The sequence below is a fragment of the Mesorhizobium loti R88b genome (assembly GCF_013170845.1).
Lineage (GTDB): Bacteria > Pseudomonadota > Alphaproteobacteria > Rhizobiales > Rhizobiaceae > Mesorhizobium > Mesorhizobium loti_B.
Genome location: NZ_CP033367.1, coordinates 4,687,618 through 4,709,802, shown reverse-complemented (window position 1 = coordinate 4,709,802; position 22,185 = coordinate 4,687,618). Strand labels below are relative to the sequence as shown.

Sequence of the window (22,185 nt, the reverse complement as noted above, 5' to 3'; positions counted from 1 at the left end):
GCCGGCCCATTTCGCTTTACACATGGCGGCGCCGTCCCTATGTATCGCGCCGACCGAAGTGTCACTTCAGCAACAGGACAAAATACCAGGCCATGCGCGCGGAAACGCAGAATATTGTCGACGAGATCAGGCAGGCGATAACCCTGCTGAGGAGGCATCTTTGACTGGGATCAGGCCATAAAGCGGCTTGAATACCTGAATGTCCGCGCCGAGGACGCCAGCCTCTGGAACGAACCGCTGGAAGCCCAGAAGCTGATGCGCGAACGCCAGGGCCTCGAGGAAGGCATCGCGGCGGTCAAGGGTTTCACCCAGGCGCTCGAAGACAATATCGGCCTGATAGAGCTTGGCGAGGAAGAGGGCGACGAAGGTATCGTGGCAGAGGCCGAAGCGGCGATCCGCTCGATGCAGGGCGAGGCCAAGGCCCGCCAGGTCGAAACGCTGCTGTCGGGTGAAGCCGACGCCAACGACACCTATCTCGAAGTTCATGCCGGCGCCGGCGGCACCGAAAGCCAGGACTGGGCCTCGATGCTGTTGCGCATGTATACGCGCTGGGCCGAACGCCGCCGCTTCAAGGTCGAGGTGCTGGAAGTACACGATGGCGAAGAAGCCGGCATCAAGTCCGCCACGCTGCTGATCAAGGGCCACAATGCCTACGGCTGGCTGAAGACGGAATCGGGCGTCCACCGCCTGGTGCGCATTTCGCCTTATGACAGCAATGCGCGCCGCCATACGTCCTTCTCCAGCATCTGGGTCTATCCTGTCGTCGATGACAGGATCGAGATCGACGTCTCTGAATCCGATGTTCGCATCGACACCTATCGCTCGTCCGGTTCGGGCGGCCAGCACGTCAACACCACCGATTCGGCTGTACGCATCACCCATATCGCGACCGGCATTGCGGTCGCCTGCCAAGCTGAACGCTCGCAGCACAAAAACAAGGCGAAGGCCTGGGAGATGCTGCGCTCGCGCCTCTACGAGGAAGAGTTGAAAAAGCGCGAGGCCGTCGCCAACGCCACCGAAGCGTCGAAGAGCGACATTGGCTGGGGCCACCAGATCCGCTCCTACGTGCTGCAGCCCTACCAGTTGGTGAAGGATCTGCGCACCGGCGTTGAAAGCACCAGCCCGTCGAGCGTGCTCGACGGCGACCTCGACGATTTCATGGAAGCCTCGCTGTCGCAGCGAATCGAGGGTGGCGCTGGCGAAGCCGTGGCCGATCTGGACTAAGGACTGTCATGCCCAGGCGGGTTGGCTTGGGCTGAATCCCGATGCACCGTCAAGCCTCGCGGAGAGGATCAGCGGATGACGAACCGGCAAACAGCCACCGGCCGCAAGCTTGCCGGCAAATGCCTGTGTGGCGCGGTTCAATACGCGGTGGCTGACGAGTTCGTTTACGCCGCCAATTGCCATTGTTCGAATTGCCGGCGTTCGACCGGTTCGGCCTTCAAGCCATTCGCCGGCATCGAACGCGCCAAGCTCAACCTCACCAACGGCGCCAGCGATCTCATGATCTTTGGCGACGAGCGCGCCAATCACGATACCCACTGCAAGCTGTGCGGATCGTTACTCTATTCGGTCGTGCAAGAGGGTGCGTTCGCCCACGTCGCCATGGGAACGCTCGTCGATGCTCCGGCAATCCGACCGACAATGCACATCTTTGTCGGCTCCAAGGCGCCGTGGTTCATAATCACCGACGATCTCCCCCAATTTGAAGGACACGCTACCTAGCCCGATCCATCGACCGGCAGGCTTGGTGGTGACTGCCATCCCTTGCGCCGACTCATAAATCGGCTCACCATCGAAGGAGGAGGAGACAAAAGCATTTATGGCCGGTCGCGGCATATCTGCTGACGATCCGGCCACTGGGAAGACACGTTCCGGGAACGGGCAAGCAAAAACGCTTGAACCTCGTTTGAAAGGAACGTTCCCATGTTTGCTGCCAGTTCCAGATCGGCCATCGCCGTTCAGACGGTTGGCCAGCTTCTCCTGCCGCTATGTGCTGCCTGTGTAATCGCGGTCGTGTCGGCGCCGGCCCTGGCGCATGACGCCAAGCCAACCGCGGCCAAGCCGCAAGGCTGGAGTTATCCATTCGCCTGCTGCGCCAATTATGATTGCCACGAGGTATCGCAGACCTCGATCAGCGAACGCCCCGAAGGCTATGTCATCAAGGACACCGGCGAGGTGCTGGCCTACAGCGACAGACGGATCAAGGATTCGCCCGACGGCGAGTTCCATTGGTGCGCGCACGAGGCCGGGCTCGATGCCGGCAAGACCATCTGCCTGTTCGTGCCGCCACAGTCCTATTAAGGTCCGGACTCATAATCAGGAGGAGACAGTGGCTGCGATGCCGAACGCAGCGACGACAGTCTTGGCGTTTCGGTTGTCGTAAACGGATGGTAGATCGTAACGGAATTGCCAGGAGACAGGATCCCTATGACTGAAAGAATCACCATGGCCGAGTCATTACCGGCAACCGCTGTCGTGCGCGTCTCGCGCGCCAGCTACGATCCGAGCCGGTTCGCCGAGGTCGACGCGGCGAGCAAGAAGACCTCGCAGTACATAATCCCGGCCATCAGACGGCTGCCGGGGCTCCTTCATTTTTATGCAGGCGTCTCGCCGAAGGGCTCGATCGTGCAAGTCAGTGTCTGGGATACCGACGAGCATGCGGCACAGTTGGATCGACTGAAGGAGATGGTCGTCGACGGCCGCAGGGATATGGAGGCGGTCGGGGTGACATTTACCCCGATTTTCAACTACCCGATCGACTGGACCTGGACCGTCTGACCCGGAATCGCTGTTTGAGGGACAAAGCCTGCTGACGGACAGTTGTCAGGATCACCTCTTTATGGTGCCTTGCCGCCTGGGTGGCGGGCAATGAGAGGTGATGTTGATGACCATCAAGGGAAGCTGCCACTGCAAGGCGACGGCATTCGAGGTTTCTGAGGCGCCGCGGACAGTGACGCAATGCACCTGTTCGTTCTGCTCGAAGCGCGGCTCGCTCTGGGCCTATTACATCCCGTCGCAGTTCAAGTTGATCACGCCACTGAAAAACGTGTCCTTCTATCAATGGGGCTCGAAAACCGTAAAGCATGGTTTTTGCGCGATCTGCGGCTGCGGCACCTTCACCGAGACGCCGGACTGGTCGACCGGCGAGCCGGATTTCGACAATCCCAAGATCAGCGTCAATTCGCGGCTGTTCGATGATTTCGATCTCGACAAGGTGGAAGTGGTGGTCATTGACGGCAAGAATCTTTGGTAGCCGGGCCAAGGCCGTTCGTCACGCAACCAACCCCGGGAAAAGCCGTTGCAGGCGCCTTTCCCGTTCCGCTTTTTGCCGCAATTCATGGTACAAGTCGCGGGAAGGGCTGATTTGGCGCCGAAAAGGCGCGACTTGGAGAGGGACCATCTATGAAGAAGACCGTGCTCGTCGTCGTGGCGACGGCTCTGCTCGTGAGCGCTTGCACCACCACTGATCCGTATACGGGCGATCAGAAGATTTCGAACACGGCCGCGGGTGCCGGCCTTGGTGCCCTGGCGGGCGCCAGCCTTGGCCTGCTTGCCGGTGGCAATGATCGTCGCAACGCGCTGATCGGCGCCGGCATCGGTGCATTGGCCGGCGGCGCCATCGGCGCAACCATGGACCAGAACGAGGCTGAACTGCGCCGGCAGCTCCAAGGCACTGGCGTCAGCGTCACCCGCAGCGGCGACCAGATCATCCTCAACATGCCGTCGGATATCACCTTCAATATCGATCAGGATGCGGTGAAGCCCGGCTTCTATCCGGTGCTGAATTCCGTCGCGCTGGTGCTGAAGAAGTTCCGCCAGACGACTGTCGACGTCTTCGGTCATACCGATTCGACCGGCGGCGAGCAGCACAATTTCGATCTGTCGCAGCGCCGCGCATTGGCGGTCGCCAACTATCTGTCCGGCCAGGGCGTCGATCAGCGCCGCTTCGCCGTCACCGGCTTCGGCAAGACGCGGCCCATCGCTTCCAATGCGACGGCCGCCGGCCGCGAGCAGAACCGTCGTGTCGAGATCCAGCTTTCGCCGCTTACCTGAGCGGCATCGATCTGAAACGAAAACGGCCCCGGAAGGGGCCGTTCTTGTTTGTGGACATCGACACTCTTCGGCTACGGCGCCAGAGAATTAGCTAGTCCTAATTAACGACTTTCCGGCAGTCACGGAAAGGAATAGCATCGTCCCGTTCCAGAGGGGATGAGGCGGTACAACTGGCCGCGCTATAAGCATTTTTCCGCCTCGGTCTTGCACGGCCAGATCAGAAAGTCTGGGAGGAATGCATGACAAGAACAGGCCTTGGGCGCTGCGGCGTCCTCGTTTTGACCGGTGTTGTAGGCGCATGGTTGGGGGTCGCTACGGTTTGGGCCGAGGACGCCAACAAGGCCGACATCGATGCTTTGAAAAAATCGCTCACCAAATATGAAGACTACACCGCTGCCGTTCGCGACCTCTATCTGTCGACCGTCGGCTGCGTCTATTACAGCGGAGAAAAGATAGCGGGCTCTATGGAATACCCGAAAGGCGCCATGGGCATCCATTTCGTCAACGTCCCAAGCGTCGGCCAGAAACTCGACCCGATGAAGCCCAACGTCTTGATCTACGAGCCGACCAAGAAAGGCCTGAAGTTGGTCGGCGTGGAATGGTTGGTGCCGCTGACGCCGGACGTCAAAGCGCCGCCGAAGCTGTTTGGCCAAACCTTCATGGGTCCGATGGAGGGACACTATCCGCTCATTCCGAGGGAGTTCGTCCACTACGATCTTCACGCCTGGCTGTTCAGGGACAATCCGAACGGCATGTTCAGCCCGACGAACCCGAACGTGAAATGCACCAAGGCCGAGTTTCCGATGCTGGAGAAACCGACCAAGATGATGCCCGGGCCGATGTAACGGCCGAGCCGAGCCTGAAGCTTACTGCGAAGGCAAGCCGGATCGCTGGCTTGCCTTCCAAAGCGGACCGAGATCAGACCTTGGCAACGATGCGCATGAAGGCCGGCATGTCGTCGCCGAAGCCGACGGTGGTGTCGTTGTCTTCCTGGTGATGGCGGGCGGGGCGTGCGTTGCTGCGCTGCGGCCTGGTGTCGCCACGCTCCGGTGCGCGCTGCTCGTTGCGATCGGACGTCTTGCGCTCGCCGTTTTCCGAACGAATCGCTTCCTTGCGCGCACGCCGTTCGCCCATGTCGGCGACAGGCGCCTCGATCACATCGGCCTGCTGATCCTGCTGGACGATTGCCGGGACAACCTCTTCGCTAGGCTTCGCGCGACGTTCGCCGCCCCGCTTGCGCTCGCCCCGGTCCTTGCGGTCCTCGTCCTTGCGGCCGGCGCGACGCGGCGCGCCTTTGCCCCGGCGCGGAGCATCGTCTTCACCACCTTCGCTGGCGACCACGGTCGACAGGTCACCGTCATGCCATTCGATCTTGTTGCCGATCAGCCGTTCGATGGCGTCGATGTACTTGGTGTCGGACTTTGTTGCGATGGTGAAGGACTTGCCCGAGCGCCCGGCGCGGCCGGTGCGGCCGATGCGGTGGACATAGTCCTCGGCATGGATCGGCACGTCATAGTTGAAGACGTGGCTGACGTCGGGGATGTCGAGGCCGCGCGCGGCGACGTCCGAAGCAACGAGATAACGAAGTTTGCCGTCCCGGAAATTGGCCAGCATCTGCATGCGGGCGCGCTGGTCCATGTCGCCATGTAGCGCGCCGGCATCGAAATCATGCTTCAGCAGCGAGCGGAACAGCTCCGACACCTCGATCTTGCGGTTGCAGAAGATGATGGCGTTCTTCAGTTCCGCGTCTTCGGCCTTGATCAGGTTGCGCAGCGTCTCGCGCTTGTCCCAAGGCTTGGAGCCGGATTTGACCAGCCGCTGGATGATGTTGGTAGCGGCCGACGCAGCCTTGGAAACCTCGACGCGCACCGGCGCATGCAGGAACTTTTCGGTGAGCTTGGTGATTTCCGGCGGCATCGTCGCCGAGAAGAACAACGTCTGCCGGGTGAACGGGATCATCTCGCAGATGCGCTCGATATCGGGGATGAAGCCCATGTCGAGCATGCGGTCGGCCTCGTCGATGACGAGGATCTCGACGCCGTTGAGCAAAAGCTTGCCGCGCTCCCGGTGATCGAGCAGGCGGCCAGGGGTCGCGATCAGCACGTCGGCGCCGCGTTCCAGCTTCTTGTCCTGTTCATCGAAGGACACGCCGCCAATCAAAAGTGCGATATTCAGCTTGTGGTTCTTGCCGTATCTGATGAAATTCTCTTCGACCTGTGCGGCGAGCTCGCGCGTCGGCTCCAGGATCAGCGTGCGCGGCATGCGGGCGCGAGCCCGGCCTTTTTCGAGGCGGGTCAGCATTGGCAGCACAAAGGAAGCCGTTTTGCCGGTGCCGGTCTGGGCGATGCCCAAAATATCCTTGCCGAGCAGGGCGTGCGGAATGGCACCGGCCTGGATCGGCGTCGGCACGGTGTAGCCGGCATCGGTGACTGCGGAAAGCACCTTCGGCGACAGGCCGAGGTCTGAAAAGGTCAACGCTTCTTGAGCGATCGTGGTGTCTGAGGACAAGTGTTGTTGTCTTTGGCTGGTTCGGGGAAGCGCAACGGCGTTTGTCGCGGCAAGCGCCGCGCGCCTGCAAGATTGGCATTGCGATTAGGCGCAAGCCCGCGATTTGTCAACAGAAACGGGCGGGATTGGCACGATTGTGAAGTCGTAACCTTAATCGCGATGCTTAATCCGGCCGCCTGTCTTTGTGCCGGCTCAGTAACGGAACTGTTCGGCCAGGATGCGTTCGTTCCAGGAGTGATTGGGATCAAACAGCAAGGTCGCCGTTGCTGCCGGCGATTCCCGCACCGTTACCGACGTCACTGCCTTGACCTCCGTGTGGTCGGCGGCGGCGTTCACGGGCCGCTTTTCCGGCTCCAGAATATCGAAGCGCACGGTCGCCTTGTTGGAGAGCAATGCGCCACGCCAGCGGCGTGGGCGAAACGGGCTGACCGGTGTGAGCGCCAGCAACGGCGCGTCGAGGGGCAGGATCGGCCCATGCGCGGAAAGATTGTAGGCGGTCGACCCGGCCGGCGTCGCGATCATGACGCCATCGCAGTTCAGCTCTTCGAGCCTTATCTGCTCGTCGATGCTGATGCGAATCTTGGCCGTCTGGTAGGACTGGCGCCAAAGCGCCACCTCGTTGATGGCCAGCGCCGAAACCGTTTCACCCTCCGAGGTGACGGCCAGCATCTCCAGCGGGCGGATCGTTTCGGCGACGGCGGCCGCGATGCGTTCGGTGAGGCCGCCGGAACGATACTCGTTCATCAGGAATCCGATGGTGCCCCGGTTCATGCCGTAGACCCTCTTTCCCGTTCCCATCGTGTCGCGCAAGGTCTGCAGCAGGAAACCGTCGCCGCCAAGGGCGACCACGACAGCGGCCTCCGCGACCGGACATTGGCCGTAGCGTGCCGACAGGCTTTCCAGCGCCGCCTTGGCGTCTGCTGTGTCGGACGAAACGAAGGCGATGCTGTTGGCGGCTGTGCTCATGGCTCCCCGATCGCGACCGATTGGCTGTGGCAGGTCCGGCCGCGCCAGCGTCGGGGTAGCATGGGGCGGGCGGGTCTGCAAAGAGAGCCGTTGTGCGAGCCGGCAAAGCGGCGACAGCGACGCCCGGGCAGGCAGATCGCTTTTCATGACAGGGCACGAACGAATGTGATGGTTAAGACGGAGCTTAAACTCTCGTAAAGCCGGATCGATCATGTTAGCCGGCATGAATGGCGTGGGGGCGCCCGCAGTACCGCCGTATCCTTCGGGACGGCAAATGGGCGCTGTGGCACTTTTGACCTGTGCGCACGATCCCTGGGAACATCCTGATGTTCGGGGGGCACGCACCAGCCAGATGAGGCCGACATATTGCCGGTAACACGCCTGATCATCGTTTTTGTCATGCTGGGCGGCTTCGCGCTGATCTTCGCCGAGCTAGTGCGCCAGTCGGAAGAGATGAGCATCAGACCGCTGCCCACAGCATCACGCTGCGGCGATGCTATCGGAATGCCTTGCCCGCAAAGGGCGCTGTAGAGCGCTAAATACGTTCACCGAAGGGCCATGCAAGCACCGCCGCCGCCTGGTCGTTCGCTGCATGCAGTTCATCCCTTGGCAACCGAACATCGGCTGGCGCAACACAAGTTTGATCGTTGCAATTGCGACATCGATGAAAGCACTGGTAGAAGACGTCTCGGATCTGGATAGGACCCTGTTCCCATCACCCTTGGGAAACAACCTTGCGGCGCGTTGATCGGCCGTGTTTCTGGAGGGGAGTGCACATGCGGCGCAGCGTGTTGGTTTCTGGTGGCTGCGGCTTCATCGGCTCTCATCTCGTCGATCGCCTGCTGCGGCGCAATGATCTGGAAAAACTGGTCGTTGTCGACAATCTATGGACCGGATTGCGCGACAACATTGCCCATGTCGCGGATCCGCGGTTCAACCTGCAGATCGCCGATGCCGAAAGCTTCACGGCCGGCCAGCATTTCGACGAGATCATCCATCTGGCGTCACCGGCTTCGCCTGTATGGTACATGCGCGAGCCGGCCCGCACGATCAGGGCCAACATAGGCGGCGCGCTCAATCTTCTATCGCTGCTAAAGCCCGGCGGTCGCTTCTGCTTTGCCTCGACCTCGGAAGTCTATGGCGATCCCGTGGTGTCGCCGCAACCAGAAAGCTACCGGGGGTCCGTGGACTGCACCGGGCCAAGGGCTTCCTATGACGAGAGCAAGCGCTGCACCGAGGCGCTGCTGTTCGAAGAACAGCGCGTCAGCGGGCTCGATGTCCGCGTCGTCAGGCTGTTCAACACCTATGGCCCGCGAACGCGCGTCGATGACGGCCGCGCCGTTTCGAATTTTATCAGTCAGGCTCTGACAACGGGAATCCTCACCGTCTATGGCGACGGCTCCCAGTCGCGCAGTTGGGGTTTTGTCGACGATATCGTCGATGGTCTGGAGCGGTTCTTCTGGCGCGACAGCATCTCGCACCGGGGTCCCCTGAACATTGGCAACAACCGCGAAATCTCGGTTCTCGAGATCGCGAAATTCGTCTGCTCGCTGGTTCCGGGCAGCCGCATCGAACACCATGCGCCTGTCCTGCAGGATCCGACAAACCGGTGCCCGGACCTGACCCTGGCAAGGCAGGTTCTTCCCGGATGGGAGGCAACGATCGGCTATCAGGACGGGATCCGGCGCACCTTCGAATGGTTCCGGCGGGAGATTGTGACTGGCAGCAAGTCGGCGGCATTAGCCTGAGGATTCAAAATCTTGCGGCCCGTTCCGTCATGGCAACCGCGAAAGAGAATCAAGCTTGCCGGTGAAATAGGGTTCGAACACGGTTTCGAAAGCCTTCAGCGCCGCGCCGATCGCCTGATGCATGTCGAGATACCGATAGGTGCCCAGCCGTCCTCCGAGATGCAGGTTTCGCTCTGCCGCGGCCCGTTCGAGATAGCGACGGTAAATCGCCTGATCCCGGCGTGTGTCGATCGGATAATAGGGTTCATCGGTGCGGCCGGCGAAACGGGAATACTCGCGGCCGATGAGGGTCTTGTCGCTCTTGTGCTGGCGTTCCGGATTGAAATGCCTGAATTCGACAATGCGGGTGTAGGGTACGGCTTCGTCGGCATAGTTCATGATCGCCGTGCCCTGATGGTCCGGCGTGTCCATGACCTGGAGATCGATATCGATCGTTCGCCAGCCGAGTTCGCCCTCCGAGCGGTCGAAATAGCGGTCGATTGGGCCGGTGTAGACAACCGGTAGCTCCTTCGGCAGCAAGGGCTTGATATCGAAGAAATCGACGCCAAGCCGTGTTTCGACGATCTCGTGCGCGAGCATCTTTTCGAAGATCGCCGTATAGCCGTCGACAGGCTGACCTTGGAAGCGGTCGTTGAAATAGCCATCCTCGAATGTGTAGCGGACCGGCAAGCGGGCGATGATCTGCGCTGGCAGGTCGCGTGGGTCCGTTTGCCATTGCTTGGCGGTGTAGCCCTTGATGAAAGCCTCGTAGAGGGGACGGCCAACAAGGGAGATCGCCTTCTCCTCGAGATTGGCCGGCTGGCGGTCACCAAGCTCGGCTGCTTGCCCGGCAATCATGCCACGTGCCTCGTCCGGGCTCAGCCGCTTGCCGAAGAACTGGCAGATCGTGGCGAGGTTGATCGGCATCGGATAGACCTTGTCGCGATAGGTCGAGAACGCACGATGGCGATAGGCCGTGAAATCGGTGAAGCCCCGCAGGTAGTTCCAGACGTCCTCGTTGGATGTGTGGAAAAGGTGCGGTCCATAGCGATGAACCTCGACGCCGGTGGCGGGATCTCGTTCGGTATAGGCATTGCCGCCGATATGCCGGCGCCGGTCGATCACCAGCACGCGCCGGCCGAGTTTTGTGGCGATTCGCTCGGCAAGCGTTGCGCCATAAAAACCCGCGCCGACTATGAGGATGTCGGCTTCCCCGATGAAAGCCTTGTCTATTCGCGGCGCTGTCGTCCTCATGCGTCGAGTACTATCTGCGACAGGTCGATCGGTTCGGCGCATTGCCTGCGCAGAAAGCGCCACAACAGCTTTTTCGGCCGAAACGCCCGCCGGAAATCCTTTCGCTCGACAAAATAGTCGGCCATCATGCGCAGGCCGATCATGGATCGCGATCGCCAGCGTCTGCCTGCGTGGTCGACGGCGCCATAAGACAGCGGAAAGAACTCGCCGAAGCCATATCGCATCGCCAACTGGCGGTATTCCGCCTCGGCCGACCGGCCGGACTTGAGTATTGTTGCCGCCAGATGAATTCCAACTGGCCGCGTGTGGCGGACGGTCAAGGCGTCGAAGACAGCCGATTTTCCGAGATTCTGCTCGGCAAGTCTGGTCCACAGATGATCGAGACCGAACCCACTCATGGATCCCTTGAATAAAGGTAGCATCTTGCCTGCCACGTCCGATCTCATGCACGGGGCCATGATCTCGACCTTGTCAATCAGACGAAACTCGAAACTTTTGGAGCGCAAAAACGGCAGATGGCTATAATAGCTGTCGGGCGTCAGCGCCGGCTGGGCAATGTGGAGGTCGAGCCGTCTCATGTTGGCGAACATCGCCTCGATCGTCGTCCTGTCTGCTTCCAGGTCATCATCCGGAAACCAGATATACTGGTAGCGATCAAGGAGTTCCGGCTTCTGAACGAGCAGGGCGTGAAGGCCATCCCACTTGCCTCCGACGTAGTCGACCCTGTTTTCATGGGGCTGCCGAAACGCCGACGGGGCGGAGCCGTAGTAACTGACGATCAGATCAAACGCGCATCCTGGATCGCCCGCACCCCATCCGCGGTGGAGAGAGCTGTCGCCGGCCCTGACGATAACGAGATTGCGGCTGGCCCCCGTCAAAGTTCTGCTTTCGCCACTAATATCTTGGTCCATGGCAGTCATGGCGAGCCCCTACACCAAAGCCGGATGAATGCGAAGAGCCACGGATGAGAGCAAATTGTTCATCTGGCATTGTCAGCGGATGTCCGGCGCTGCGATTTGCAATACAACGCGAACCTGGAGTCGCGACACGTCGGGTCACTGCTGCCACGCTGACCAAGACACGCAACCATTTCGGGACGGGACGTTATGAAATTGATTGTTGTGACCCCGGCCGGCCGCGAGAAATATCTTCGCCTGCTCAGCCACCATGTCCTTAAAAGTGCTGAGGTGTACGAATGGCACCTGTGGGACAACTGCCGCAACGAGGCCGATCGAGCCTACCTGCAACGACTGGCCGCCTCCGATCCACGTTGCCGGATAAAAAAACTCCCGCATGCCGATGGCGGGGTCAATGTCATCGGCGACTTCTACCGTTTTTGCGACGACCCCGATGCTTTCTACCTTCGCCTCGACGATGACGTGGTTTTTGTCGAGGACGGCTTTTTTCAAAAATTCATGGCAAGGGTCATGGCCGAAAGAGGATCGGCTATCTGGTACGCGCCGTTGATCATCAACAACGCAATCTGCAACTCACTGATCAAGCAACTCTCCAGGGTTCTGGTCGACGGCCCGCTGACATGTCAGGCATCCTGCCAGTTCTCCTGGGCCTATCCCAGCTTTCCGCAGGCGCTTCATCCGGTGTTCACCGAAGCTGTCCGCTCCAACCGGCTTGATGACTTTCGCGTGCCTGACCGGGAGATCAGGCTGTCGCGCTTCTCGATCAACGCAATCGGTTTCTTCGGATCGGATATTGTCGGTCTTGGAGAGGGTTTCCATCCGCCGTCAGGCAGCGATGAGGAAGAGTGGCTGTCGGCGACGCTACCGGCAAAACTGGACCGGCCGGGCAAGATTTTTGGCGACCTGATCATTGCCCATTTCAGCTTCTACACCCAGGAGCGCGAATTGCTGCGCACCAACATTCTCGACGGCTACTATGAGCTCGCCGGCCTGGCTCCCCCGGTCTACGAGAAGCCTCCGGTCAGTTGGAGAGAGCGGCTGAGGCAGTGGAGGAGACGCCGGAGGGGATCGGTGCCACCGGGCTATGCGATCTCGCTTCCGACAATCATTTCCGACTGATGCCCTGATTGCGGCCGTGTCGGGAGTAAGCTGCCGCCTACTGTGTCACCACCTGAAGGTTTGCGTTGCCGTAGAAAGTGTAGGCAAGGTAGGTCGGGTCGCCGGTTTCGTAGAAGCGCTTGCGGACGCCCTGGAGGACCTCTGCGAGGTAAACCGGCCCGTCCTTGAGCCGGGTGCTGATGCCGCCGTAAAAATCGCTTGAAAAGGCAGCGGCGGCGCGATCGGTCAAAGGCCACATGCCGCCGATGAAGCCGGACGCGCCGCCCGCCAGCACTGCGGGACCCCATCCCTGTACAAAGCCACCGAGCATCTGGGACTTGCCCGTGTCGCAGGCATTGAAGAAGTAGAATGGGTTGCCCTTGCCGTGTGCAGCGGCAACCAGCGCACCCCACGTGTCGGGGTCGAGCGACTGGTCGGCGAGGTCAATGGCGAAAACCGGCCGCCCGCTGCTCGGCTGATTGACCTCGCCGTGACCCGAAAAATGGATGAAGCCGGTCGACACCTCGCCGACCAGTTTCTCGAAGGAGACGAAATCGCCACCGAAGCGGCGGTAGCCGGCGAGCTTGCTTAGCGCGTCGATCTCGACCTCCTGGAACGGCAGTGACTGCTTGTCGACATAGGAAGGAGCAACCGTTGCAACGCCGGTAAAAGCCATCCGGTCCAGTGGGTTGTCGACCTGTGAGGAGGTGCTGCGCGGTGCCCAGCGCGCCAGCCGGTAGTTCATGCCGAGGAAACCATCGCGGGTTGCGCCATCGGCGCTTTGCGGGCGGATCAACTCCCAGGGCAGGGTGGGACTGTTCGAGGTGATCTGGATCGAATGCAGTTTGCCCTTGTCGCGCAGCGACCAGAACACATCCTTGAATGCCTGCGGCACGTAATCCTTGTAGAGCGCATCGCCGAAACCTTCGGCGGCCAGTGTGACGAAGTGCTTTTGCGCTTCGGGGTCGCTGCTTGCGGCAGACTGTTGCAGCGACACCGCACTGCGCAGACCGAGGCCGAGTTGCAGCAAGCGGCGATACTCGGAATCAAGCCAGGTCGCCATTTGTGGCGGTGTTGAGAATGTATCGGTCACCGGTCCAGCCAGATGCGGCGAATGGATGATGATCTGGCCCGGGCCCAATCCGCTTGGATCGTCATAGAGGATGGTGACATCGAGGTCAGGCACCTCGTCGGCTGCGGCATTATCGAGTTGGACGCTGCCGGTCAGCGCCGGCTGGGGCGGAGCGGAGGCGAGCATCAACATGGCGGGCGCGGCCGTCCTTTGGGCCGTGGCACTTGGCGCGGCGGCCTCAACCGGCGCTGCTCGTTGCACGATAACGGGCCGCGACGCCGATCCCAGGAATTTTCCCGCACTGTAGATTCGGGCAATGAACTGGCTTGGTTTGCTGTCCTTTGCAATTGGCCGTACCTTGAGGTCGAAGCGGACGAAATCGCTGTCACCTTCACGATAGAGGGTAGTCAGCCGGCTCCATTTGCCGCCGTCGGCAAGATCAAAGCCCGTAGCGAAGAGGTCGATGTCGATGGGCCATTGATCGGTGCCTGCCGGCATTGCCATGGCCAAGGCGCCATCCGCCGTCACCGACGATCCCGGAGCGGCTTTCACCTTCACCTCCGGTGTGAGCTGCTCTTCGGTCAAGGCAATTGAAACGGTCACCGTCTCACCGGCCACCACTTCGTCTGGCGCGTCGATCGTCGGATGGCGGACTACTTCGACTTCAGCCCCATTCCCCGACGGCGAAGGGACAGTTGTCGGAGGTGGGGCGGGCGAGCCGCCTGCGTCCCCGGGAGCATTTTCCACCTGATCGAGGGGTGGCGGAGGTGGTTCGACATCCGCTGGCGCCGCCGCCTCTTGCGGGCTCTCGGCGCCGGTTGCAGCCGAAGCTGGTGCGGGCAATGGCGCGTTATCGCCGCCTCCCGGCGCAATCTCCGCCTGGTCGACAGGCGGCGGTGGCGGCTCGGTGCTTGACTGCGCATCGGGCGGCTGAAGAGGCTCCGCACCGGCGGCTGCGCCGCCCTTCGGATAAGTATCGGCGAGATTGTTCTGGGCGGCCGCCGACGACTTGGCGGCATCTTCCTGATATTTCCTTTGCGCCTCGGACTGCTGCCGAGCCTGCTCCTCATATTGCTGGCGCTGCAACTCCTGGCGTTTGTATTCCTCGTATTGGGCTGCCTCATCGGCGCTGTTGCCCGTCATGGCGTCGGGATTGCTGGAGCCCGGTGCAACATCCGCCGGAGGGACTTCCTGGCTGCCGCCATCGAAATTGCCGGAGCCATAGTCACTGCTTCCGGCGCTCGAACCGTCATTTGCGGAATCGGGGCTGGCCGGTGGGCTATTGTCGCCGCCCTCATTGGCGCCACTCTGCATCGGTGGCGATGCCGGTTCGGGAGCAACTGCTTCCGGGGCAGCCGCTTGTGGCGTCGCCAGCCGGCTCCGGCGGTGCTGGCTCGGCGGCAATCGAATTGTCCGGCGTTGGCACGAAGTCTGCCGACAGGCCCGGGCCTGTCCATGGCCGCTGGGCGCCGAGCGTCTGGTCCGCCACGCCTTGGCTGACCGACGCGATCATGGCTTGGATACTCACGCCTCTTCTGGCCAGTGCGGCTGCCAGCGCATCGGCGAACACCGTGACCGGTCCAGCGCCATTCAGTGCGACGCTTCCTGGTTGAGCGGAAAAGGCGACGATGCCGTTGGGCAGCGGACCAACCGCAGCCAGACCCCGCGTCACACCTGGGGTGGAGGTGTCTCCGTCGTCAAGATTATCCAGCAAAATCACCTTGAATGTCGGTGTCGCCTCAAGCGCCTTCGTGAACAGGTCGAGAGGCAATGCCGTCTGGTCTATCGCCTCCTTGGAATCTGTCCGCGAGCCACGCGTCAGCAGATAGTTCCTGTCATTGGCCTGAGCCGTATGGCCGACATAGTAGAAGATGCCGACGGCATCCGGGTCGGCCAGGGATTTGGCGAAATCATACATGGCGTGCGCGACATCGGCGCGGTCGCCATCAGAGACTTGTCGCACGGTGAAGCCGAGTGACCGTAGGCTGGTCGCAACGAGTTCGGCGCTAGGTTCGGCGTTGGCGATCGCCGGCGAGCCCTCATATCCCGGATTGGCCACAACCAAGGCGAGCCGCTCTTCGCCGCGCGCGGCGGAAAAGAACGACATGGCTATCAGCAGCACGGTCGCCACAAGAAGGCGCATGACCCTGACCCAAGCCCACAAGCCGCTGCGATTACGCCAGAGCTTGCCCCAATCCATCAATGGCCTCGTCTGTAACCATAGCACGTTTGGGGAGGCAGCGCATCGGCCGCCCCGCCGGTGTCATAGCATCCGCGCAACGACGAAAAGATATTGACTGTATAGTTAGTTACAATTAATCCTAGCGCAGATTACCAAGTCGGCCAGCTGGCTTCCGCCCGTGAATGGCCGCTAAGGAGGGGAATATCTTGACAGCCATGCGGCCAGCCGTTGAGGCGAAGGGCGTCACTAGGGTTTTCCAGGGGACAGGCCAGGACGCGGTCCGAGCCCTTGACAACGTTTCAGTTTCCATCCGCGAAAACGAGTTCTTCACGCTGCTCGGCCCATCCGGTTGCGGAAAGACAACGTTGCTTCGGCTGATAGCCGGCTTCGATTTTCCGAGCGCCGGCGAAATCCTGCTCTACGGCCAGGACATCGCGCCGCTGCCGCCGTTCAAGCGCCCGGTCAACACCGTCTTCCAGTCCTATGCGCTGTTCCCGCACATGACGGTGGCCGAGAACATCGGCTTCGGCCTGAAGATGCTGGGCAAGCCCAAGGCCGAGATCGAGGCTCGCGTTGATGCGATGCTGACGCTCGTCCACATGCAGAAATTGAAGAGCCGCCGCACCAGCCAGATTTCCGGCGGCCAGCAGCAGCGCGTGGCGCTGGCGCGGGCGCTGGCGCCGCAGCCGAAGGTACTCTTGCTCGACGAACCCTTGTCGGCGCTCGACTACAAGCTGCGCAAGGAGATGCAGATCGAGTTGAAGCGGCTGCAGCACGAAACCGGCATCACCTTCATCTTCGTCACCCATGATCAGGAAGAAGCACTGACCATGTCGGACCGCATCGCGGTGATGTCGTCAGGCAAGATCCTGCAGGTCGGTACCCCTTGGGACATCTACGATCACCCGGCGCAACGCTTCGTCGCCGACTTCATTGGCGAGACCAATTTCCTGGACGGCACAGTCGAAGGCGCCGCTGATGGCAAGGCACGGGTCACACTGCGCTCGGGAGCAAGGATCCTCGCGACCACCGCCAGCGATTTCCGGCCGGGCAGCCAGGCGACGCTGATGGTGCGGCCCGAGCATGCCAGGCTGGTCAAGGCCGCCGGCGACCTGAGCGGCACGGTCGAGACCGTCGTCTATTTCGGCACCGACACGCATATCCATGTCCGACTGGCGGACGGCGGTCCCTTCATCGTGCGCCAGCAGAATTCACGTTGTGCCGGCTGCGGCTTCGAAGCCGGCGACAAGGTCGGCATTCAGATCGGCGATGCCGCCGCGCAGCTGCTGAAGGATTAGGTCATGGCGACCGCGAAAGAGATCGCCGACAAGGCCGAAAGCAACGATATCCGCTCGCGCTGGCTGCTTTCCGCGCCGGCGCTGCTGATCGTCTTCCTCGCGGCGCTTGGGCCGCTGCTGATCGTGGTCGTCTATTCCTTCCTCACTCCAGGCAATTACGGCGACGTGAAATGGCAGTTTTCGACCGACGCCTGGGTGAGCGTGCTGCTTCAGCGAGACGCCTTCGACGACACGCTGTCCTTCGCCAGTGCGCATCTGTCGATCTTCTGGCGCTCGGTGTCGCTGTCGGCCATGACCACGATCCTGACACTGATCTTCGGCTTTCCGACCGCCTATTTCATCGCGACACGGCCGGAACACCGGCGCGATATCTGGCTGTTCCTGATCACCATCCCGTTCTGGACCAACCTTTTGATCCGAACCTTCGCCATGCAGGAAGTGCTGCGCAATGACGGCCTCATCAATTGGCTGCTGCAGCTGCTGCGGATCACTGATCATCCCATCCAGCTGATGTATACGAATTTCGCCGTCCTGCTCGGCATGGTCTATGTGTTCCTGCCGCTGATGGTGCTGCCGCTCTACGCCAGCATGGAGAAGATCGACTTCCGGCTGATCGAGGCGGGTTACGACCTGTACGCGACGCGGTTCCAGGTGTTGCGGCGCATCATCGTGCCGCTGGTCGCGCCGGGCATCGTCGCCGGCTCGATCCTAGTCTTCATTCCTTCGCTCGGCGCCTATGTGACGCCGCGTGTGCTGGGCGGCGGCACCAATCTGATGATCGGCAATCTGATCGAACTGCAATTCGGCCAAGGGCGCAACTGGCCGCTCGGTGCGGCGCTGTCGATCACGCTGATGGCGATCGTGATGGTGGCGCTGCTGTTCTACGTCCGCAACATGACAAGGTCGGATGGCAGCCATGGCTAAGCGCTTCGATGTCCGCCAGCAGAACGGCTTCGTCACCATAGCGATGGTGTGTTTCTTCCTCCTCTATCTGCCGATCGGCACGCTCGTCGTCTTCGCCTTCAACGACAACGAATCGCTGGCGATCTGGAAGGGCTTTTCGCTGCGCTGGTTCCATGTCGCCTGGAACTACACACTGGTGATCGAATCCTCGATTCGCTCGTTCCAGATCGCAGCCGTCGCCGCCGTTCTGGCGACGATCACGGCAACGATGGCGGCGCTGGCGACGACCAGGACCAAGCCATACCGCGGGCTGACCCTCAAATACGCGTTCATCAACCAGCCGCTGATGGTGCCGGAGATCGTCACCGCGGTGGCGCTGCTGATTGTGTTCTCGCGCATCAAGATCTGGACCGGCTATTCGGGTCTTGGATACCTGATCGCAGCCCACACCGCCTTCTGCATCCCGTTCGCCTATCTGCCGATCCGTGCTCGGCTCGAAAGCATGGATCTCTCGCTCGAAACGGCGGCGGCCGACCTCTATGCAGGCAAATGGCAGGCCTTCCGGCACGTGACGCTGCCGCTGCTTTGGCCGGGCATCCTGGCTGGGCTGATGCTCGCCTTCGTTGTCTCGCTGGATGACGTGGTCATCACCGAATTCGTCAAATCCGGCGGCCAGGACACGCTGCCGACCTTCATGCTCGGCCAGATACGTCGCGGCGTGACGCCGGAAATCAATGCGATCTCGACAGTCTTCCTTGTCCTGTCGATCGGCATTGTCACGGCTTTCTTTTTCTTCAGCAGGAAACGGACCTGAGGCCGCATCGCCGCCGGTCCCAACAATGGGAGCAAAGAGCATGAACTGGAAACTGACCGCGACAGCCGTCGGGCTATCGCTGCTGGCTGTGACGGGCGTGGCGCGTGCCGATGGCGAGCTCAACATCTACAATTGGGGCAACTACACCAACCCCGACCTGATCAAGAAGTTCGAGGAGACCTACAAGGTCAAGGTCACCGTCACCGACTTCGATTCCAACGACACCGCGCTCGCCAAGATCCGCCAGGGCGGCGCCGGTTTCGACATCGTCGTGCCCTCGGCCAGCGTCGTCCCCATCTGGATCAGCGAGGGGCTGCTGCTGGAGACCGATCCCGACAAGATGGAGAATTTCAAGAATGTCGATCCCAAATGGGTCGATGTTCCCTTCGACCCGGGCCGCAAATACACGGTTCCGTGGCAGTGGGGCACGACAGGCATATCGGTCAACAAATCGGTCTATTCGGGCGATGTGAACACGTCCGCAATTTTCCTCGACCCGCCGCCCGAATTGGTCGGCAAGATCAATGTCGTGCCCGAAATGGGGGACATCATGTTCCTCGCCATTGCCTACGAAGGCGGCCAGTATTGCACCGACGACAAGGTGTTGCTGAAGAAGGTGCGCGACAAGCTGGTCGAGGCCAAGGCGAAATGGCTGTCCTTCGACTACGGTGCCGTCGACGGCCTGGGCAAGGGCGACATCGCCGCCGGCGTCAACTGGAACGGCATTTCGCTACGCCAGCGGCTGCAGAACGACAAGATCGTCTACGGCTATCCCAAGGAGGGCTATCCGATCTGGATGGACAACGTTGCGGTTCTCAAGGACGCCGAGAACGTCGACAACGCCAAGCTGTTCCAGAACTTCATCATGGATCCGCAGAACGCCGCCCTGATCTCGGCCTTTGCCCGCTATTCGAACGGCATCAAGGGTTCGGAAGCCTTCATGCCCGCCGACATGAAGGACGCGCCGGAGGTGAACGTGCCGGCCGAATTCGCCGCCAAGGGCCAGTTCATGGCGGCCTGTCCGCCGGATGTGCAGGCGCTCTACACGAAAATCTGGACCGACCTGCAGAAATAGCCTGATCCGTTATTTTCCGCGCCGCGAAATGCGGCGCGGCCACCTCTCGATCCATCAAGCCAAGGCGATCCGGCGATCGCAGGAGACTTTCATGACCGATCTCGACCTCTGCTATATCCAGGCGAGCGAAGCGCTGCGGCGGTTTAAGGCCAAGAGCCTTTCGCCCGTCGAACTGATGCAAGCCACCATCAGCCGCGCCGAGGCCACGAAGCCGACGATCAACTGCTTCACCTTCACCCATTTCGACGAGGCGATGGAACTGGCCAGGAAAGCCGAGGCGAAATACGCCAAGGGCGCCAAAACCGGCGCGCTCGAGGGCCTGCCGATCGGCATCAAGGACGAGAGCTACATCAAGGGCAAGCCGACCTCGCATGGCTCGCTGCTGACCAAGGACGCCATCGGCAGTCACACCTCGACGATGAACGAGCGCGTCATCAAGGCGGGCGGCATCGTGCATGCGCGTACGGCGACGCCGGAATTCAGCTGCGCCGGCTATACCTGGTCGAAGCGATGGGGTGTTACCCGCAATCCGTGGAATCGCGATTTCACGCCAGGCGGTTCGTCGGGCGGCGCGGCGGCAACGCTGGCTTCCGGCACATCGTCGATTGCCACCGGTTCGGACATTGCCGGGTCGATCCGCATTCCGGCATCGGCCTGCGGCCTCGTCGGCTTCAAGCCGCCTTACGGGCGCAATCCCGACGAGCCGCCCTTCAACCTCGATTTCTATTGCCACACCGGACCGCTGGCGCGAAACGTCAGGGATGCGATCCTGCTGCAAAACGTCATGGCCGGACCGAGCCCGCTCGACATCGCCACGCTACGCCCCAAGCTGCGCCTGCCGCTCGACTACAAGCCGATCAAAGGCTGGAAAATCGCTTTCTCGATGGACCTCGGTTCGTTTGAGGTGGACGATGATGTTCGCAGGAACACGCTTGCCGCCTGCGATGTGTTTCGGTCACTCGGCGCCACGGTCGAGGAGGTCGATCTTGGCTGGGGCGACGAGGTGCTGAAGGCGGGCATGGCCTATCTCGAACATCTGTTCGGCGCCTCGCTGTCGCAACTGTTGGAGAAGCACGGCAACGACATGACGAGCTATGCCAGGCAGTTCGCCGAGGATGGGCAGAAGTCGAAGGCTGCGGATTTTGTCGCCACACTTGAGGTGGCGGCCAGGATGTACCAGACGCTGGGTCCACTGCTGGAGACCTACGACGTGCTGATCTGCCCGACAAATGCGCTTCCCGCGGTGCCGGCGGAGTTCGATCAGACCAGGGACACGGTCGAGATCAACGGCAGGGAGGTGAACCCCTCGCTGGGTTGGGTGATGACGACGCCGTTCAACATGATGAGCCGTTGTCCGGTTCTCTCCATGCCTTCGGGCTGGGCTGCGAACGGTGTCCCGACGGGTATCCAGATCGTCGGCCGCACCTATTGCGACGCCGATGTGTTCCGGGCGGCACTCGCCTATGAAACGGCACAGGGCCAGTGGTACAGGAATGCCGAGACACGTCCGTCGCTTTGATCGACGGCAGCGTCTGCGACTGGTGCTTGATCTCGGGCGTCGGCTATGGTGAGCCGGGGATTCTCGCTGACAGTTCGAAAGGCCGGATGAAAATGGCACAACGCGAGGCAACCGCGACCGAAAAACGCAGGGCTACGATGGCTGAGGGCAGGGGCTCGGCGAACGATGCCGTGTCGAAAGACCGTCGGCGCGAGCGCGGCGAAGCAAGCGTCCAGCGCATCATCGATGCCACCATCGATCTCATCGCGGAGGAGGGCCTGGCCAGCGTCACCATGCAGCGCATCGCCGAACATGTTGGCTCGTCCAATGCGCTTGTGGTTTTCCACTTTCGCAGCAAGGAAAACCTGTTCCGGGCTGTCCTGCAGTATCTCAGCGATCGCTACGACGAGCTGTGGGTGACGCTGGTGCGAGCGCCGGGCCTGTCGTCGGTTGAAAGACTACTCGGCGCCGTCGAATGCGCGCAACGCTTCGCCAGGCAGCATCCGAAATGGGTTTCCGTTTTTGTCGTCTTCTCCAGCGACCGCAAGAGCATGCAGATCTACAATGAAATCGGCCTGCCGAGCGATCTCGCCTACACCGCCGAAGCGCGCGAGTTTCTGTTCGAGATTTCACGCAGCGGCGGCTATGCCGGCGTCGACATCAACACCTTGTCGGAGAGCCTGAACTATCTGGTTCACGGTGCCTGGTACTGGGACCATCTCAACCCTTCGGGCCGTGACACCAATGTGCTGCGCAAGACCATGCTGCTGCTACTGCATCAGGCATTTCCGCGGCATTTCGAATTGATGCCGTAGCT

General features: G+C 61.2%; 21 protein-coding genes. 15 read left to right on the top strand and 6 right to left on the bottom strand.

Annotated features, from left to right (window positions below; genetic code table 11):
- Positions 1-92 precede the first annotated feature (92 nt).
- The 7 genes from prfB (at position 93) to EB235_RS22950 (ending at position 4,901) form a co-directional block, all read left to right on the top strand.
- A protein-coding gene (gene prfB, locus EB235_RS22980) for a peptide chain release factor 2 (RefSeq protein ID WP_155256237.1) occupies positions 93-1,224 on the top strand; the annotation gives its coding sequence in 2 pieces (ribosomal slippage) (positions 93-158 and positions 160-1,224; 1,131 coding nt in all).
- Positions 1,225-1,299: 75 nt separating this feature from the next.
- Entirely contained in the window at positions 1,300-1,725 is a 426-nt protein-coding gene (locus EB235_RS22975) for a GFA family protein (RefSeq protein WP_027028782.1), read from the top strand.
- Positions 1,726-1,926: 201 nt separating this feature from the next.
- A complete protein-coding gene (locus EB235_RS22970) occupies positions 1,927-2,304 on the top strand; it encodes a hypothetical protein (RefSeq protein WP_027028783.1) in 378 nt (125 codons plus the stop codon).
- 126 nt (positions 2,305-2,430) lie between these two features.
- The gene (locus tag EB235_RS22965; protein WP_027028784.1) at positions 2,431-2,781 is read left to right on the top strand and encodes a hypothetical protein; all 351 of its coding nucleotides are present in this window, start codon (positions 2,431-2,433) and stop codon (positions 2,779-2,781) included.
- Between the two features lie 106 nt (positions 2,782-2,887).
- Positions 2,888-3,256, top strand: coding sequence for a GFA family protein (locus EB235_RS22960; RefSeq protein WP_027028785.1), 369 nt, complete (start codon positions 2,888-2,890; stop codon positions 3,254-3,256).
- A 149-nt stretch (positions 3,257-3,405) separates the two neighbouring features.
- Entirely contained in the window at positions 3,406-4,056 is a 651-nt protein-coding gene (locus EB235_RS22955; protein WP_027028786.1) for an OmpA family protein, read from the top strand.
- 239 nt (positions 4,057-4,295) lie between these two features.
- The gene (locus EB235_RS22950) at positions 4,296-4,901 is read left to right on the top strand and encodes a hypothetical protein (RefSeq protein WP_027028787.1); all 606 of its coding nucleotides are present in this window, start codon (positions 4,296-4,298) and stop codon (positions 4,899-4,901) included.
- A 73-nt stretch (positions 4,902-4,974) separates the two neighbouring features.
- Here the strand turns inward: EB235_RS22950 and EB235_RS22945 are convergent, their stop codons facing one another.
- Positions 4,975-6,564 carry a DEAD/DEAH box helicase gene (locus tag EB235_RS22945; RefSeq protein WP_027028788.1) on the bottom strand — a complete coding sequence of 530 codons (1,590 nt, stop codon included), beginning with the start codon at positions 6,562-6,564 and terminating at the stop codon, positions 4,975-4,977.
- Between the two features lie 192 nt (positions 6,565-6,756).
- Positions 6,757-7,530: an NAD kinase gene (locus EB235_RS22940; RefSeq protein WP_027028789.1), complete on the bottom strand. Its 774-nt coding sequence runs from the start codon at positions 7,528-7,530 to the stop codon at positions 6,757-6,759.
- A gap of 776 nt (positions 7,531-8,306) precedes the next feature.
- Between EB235_RS22940 and EB235_RS22935 the strand changes: the two genes are divergently transcribed.
- Positions 8,307-9,278 carry an NAD-dependent epimerase/dehydratase family protein gene (locus EB235_RS22935; RefSeq protein WP_027028790.1) on the top strand — a complete coding sequence of 324 codons (972 nt, stop codon included), beginning with the start codon at positions 8,307-8,309 and terminating at the stop codon, positions 9,276-9,278.
- Positions 9,279-9,305: 27 nt separating this feature from the next.
- Here the strand turns inward: EB235_RS22935 and glf are convergent, their stop codons facing one another.
- Together glf and EB235_RS22925 are read right to left on the bottom strand one after the other, a co-directional pair.
- The gene (gene glf, locus EB235_RS22930; protein WP_051429563.1) at positions 9,306-10,511 is read right to left on the bottom strand and encodes a UDP-galactopyranose mutase; all 1,206 of its coding nucleotides are present in this window, start codon (positions 10,509-10,511) and stop codon (positions 9,306-9,308) included.
- A complete protein-coding gene (locus EB235_RS22925) occupies positions 10,508-11,431 on the bottom strand; it encodes a hypothetical protein (protein ID WP_155256239.1) in 924 nt (307 codons plus the stop codon). Before EB235_RS22925 ends, glf begins: the two co-directional genes overlap by 4 nt.
- A 186-nt stretch (positions 11,432-11,617) precedes the next feature.
- Here EB235_RS22925 and EB235_RS22920 point away from each other — a divergent pair, with 186 nt between their 5' ends.
- Complete coding sequence (locus EB235_RS22920; protein ID WP_027028792.1) at positions 11,618-12,547, top strand: hypothetical protein; 930 nt, start codon at positions 11,618-11,620, stop codon at positions 12,545-12,547.
- 37 nt (positions 12,548-12,584) lie between these two features.
- On the opposite strand, the gene EB235_RS22915 is transcribed toward EB235_RS22920, so the two are convergent.
- Together EB235_RS22915 and EB235_RS22910 are read right to left on the bottom strand one after the other, a co-directional pair.
- The gene (locus EB235_RS22915; RefSeq protein ID WP_027028793.1) at positions 12,585-14,912 is read right to left on the bottom strand and encodes a CHAT domain-containing protein; all 2,328 of its coding nucleotides are present in this window, start codon (positions 14,910-14,912) and stop codon (positions 12,585-12,587) included.
- The gene (locus tag EB235_RS22910) at positions 14,893-15,798 is read right to left on the bottom strand and encodes a caspase family protein (RefSeq protein ID WP_027028794.1); all 906 of its coding nucleotides are present in this window, start codon (positions 15,796-15,798) and stop codon (positions 14,893-14,895) included. Before EB235_RS22910 ends, EB235_RS22915 begins: the two co-directional genes overlap by 20 nt.
- A gap of 197 nt (positions 15,799-15,995) precedes the next feature.
- Between EB235_RS22910 and EB235_RS22905 the strand changes: the two genes are divergently transcribed.
- The 6 genes from EB235_RS22905 (at position 15,996) to EB235_RS22880 (ending at position 22,183) form a co-directional block, all read left to right on the top strand.
- The gene (locus EB235_RS22905; RefSeq protein ID WP_027028795.1) at positions 15,996-17,078 is read left to right on the top strand and encodes an ABC transporter ATP-binding protein; all 1,083 of its coding nucleotides are present in this window, start codon (positions 15,996-15,998) and stop codon (positions 17,076-17,078) included.
- A 3-nt stretch (positions 17,079-17,081) separates the two neighbouring features.
- Entirely contained in the window at positions 17,082-18,002 is a 921-nt protein-coding gene (locus tag EB235_RS22900; RefSeq protein WP_027028796.1) for an ABC transporter permease, read from the top strand.
- Complete coding sequence (locus tag EB235_RS22895) at positions 17,995-18,795, top strand: ABC transporter permease (RefSeq protein WP_027028797.1); 801 nt, start codon at positions 17,995-17,997, stop codon at positions 18,793-18,795. The genes EB235_RS22900 and EB235_RS22895 overlap by 8 nt, the downstream gene beginning before the upstream one ends.
- Before the next feature lie 40 nt (positions 18,796-18,835).
- Complete coding sequence (locus tag EB235_RS22890) at positions 18,836-19,870, top strand: extracellular solute-binding protein (protein ID WP_027028798.1); 1,035 nt, start codon at positions 18,836-18,838, stop codon at positions 19,868-19,870.
- Between the two features lie 91 nt (positions 19,871-19,961).
- Positions 19,962-21,389 carry an amidase gene (locus EB235_RS22885; RefSeq protein WP_027028799.1) on the top strand — a complete coding sequence of 476 codons (1,428 nt, stop codon included), beginning with the start codon at positions 19,962-19,964 and terminating at the stop codon, positions 21,387-21,389.
- A 137-nt stretch (positions 21,390-21,526) separates the two neighbouring features.
- Positions 21,527-22,183: a TetR/AcrR family transcriptional regulator gene (locus EB235_RS22880; protein ID WP_245268736.1), complete on the top strand. Its 657-nt coding sequence runs from the start codon at positions 21,527-21,529 to the stop codon at positions 22,181-22,183.
- Positions 22,184-22,185: the final 2 nt, after the last annotated feature.

Bases quoted from the DNA above. Each gene is read 5' to 3' on its own strand.
- EB235_RS22975 (WP_027028782.1), top strand. From the start codon at position 1,300: ATGACGAACCGGCAAACAGCCACCGGCCGCAAGCTTGCCGGCAAATGC.
- EB235_RS22970 (WP_027028783.1), top strand. From the start codon at position 1,927: ATGTTTGCTGCCAGTTCCAGATCGGCCATCGCCGTTCAGACGGTTGGC.
- EB235_RS22965 (WP_027028784.1), top strand. From the start codon at position 2,431: ATGACTGAAAGAATCACCATGGCCGAGTCATTACCGGCAACCGCTGTC.
- EB235_RS22960 (WP_027028785.1), top strand. From the start codon at position 2,888: ATGACCATCAAGGGAAGCTGCCACTGCAAGGCGACGGCATTCGAGGTT.
- EB235_RS22955 (WP_027028786.1), top strand. From the start codon at position 3,406: ATGAAGAAGACCGTGCTCGTCGTCGTGGCGACGGCTCTGCTCGTGAGC.
- EB235_RS22950 (WP_027028787.1), top strand. From the start codon at position 4,296: ATGACAAGAACAGGCCTTGGGCGCTGCGGCGTCCTCGTTTTGACCGGT.
- EB235_RS22940 (WP_027028789.1), bottom strand. From the start codon at position 7,530: ATGAGCACAGCCGCCAACAGCATCGCCTTCGTTTCGTCCGACACAGCA.
- EB235_RS22935 (WP_027028790.1), top strand. From the start codon at position 8,307: ATGCGGCGCAGCGTGTTGGTTTCTGGTGGCTGCGGCTTCATCGGCTCT.
- glf (WP_051429563.1), bottom strand. From the start codon at position 10,511: ATGAGGACGACAGCGCCGCGAATAGACAAGGCTTTCATCGGGGAAGCC.
- EB235_RS22925 (WP_155256239.1), bottom strand. From the start codon at position 11,431: ATGACTGCCATGGACCAAGATATTAGTGGCGAAAGCAGAACTTTGACG.
- EB235_RS22920 (WP_027028792.1), top strand. From the start codon at position 11,618: ATGAAATTGATTGTTGTGACCCCGGCCGGCCGCGAGAAATATCTTCGC.
- EB235_RS22915 (WP_027028793.1), bottom strand. From the start codon at position 14,912: ATGCAGAGTGGCGCCAATGAGGGCGGCGACAATAGCCCACCGGCCAGC.
- EB235_RS22910 (WP_027028794.1), bottom strand. From the start codon at position 15,798: ATGGATTGGGGCAAGCTCTGGCGTAATCGCAGCGGCTTGTGGGCTTGG.
- EB235_RS22905 (WP_027028795.1), top strand. From the start codon at position 15,996: ATGCGGCCAGCCGTTGAGGCGAAGGGCGTCACTAGGGTTTTCCAGGGG.
- EB235_RS22900 (WP_027028796.1), top strand. From the start codon at position 17,082: ATGGCGACCGCGAAAGAGATCGCCGACAAGGCCGAAAGCAACGATATC.
- EB235_RS22895 (WP_027028797.1), top strand. From the start codon at position 17,995: ATGGCTAAGCGCTTCGATGTCCGCCAGCAGAACGGCTTCGTCACCATA.
- EB235_RS22890 (WP_027028798.1), top strand. From the start codon at position 18,836: ATGAACTGGAAACTGACCGCGACAGCCGTCGGGCTATCGCTGCTGGCT.
- EB235_RS22885 (WP_027028799.1), top strand. From the start codon at position 19,962: ATGACCGATCTCGACCTCTGCTATATCCAGGCGAGCGAAGCGCTGCGG.
- EB235_RS22880 (WP_245268736.1), top strand. From the start codon at position 21,527: ATGGCTGAGGGCAGGGGCTCGGCGAACGATGCCGTGTCGAAAGACCGT.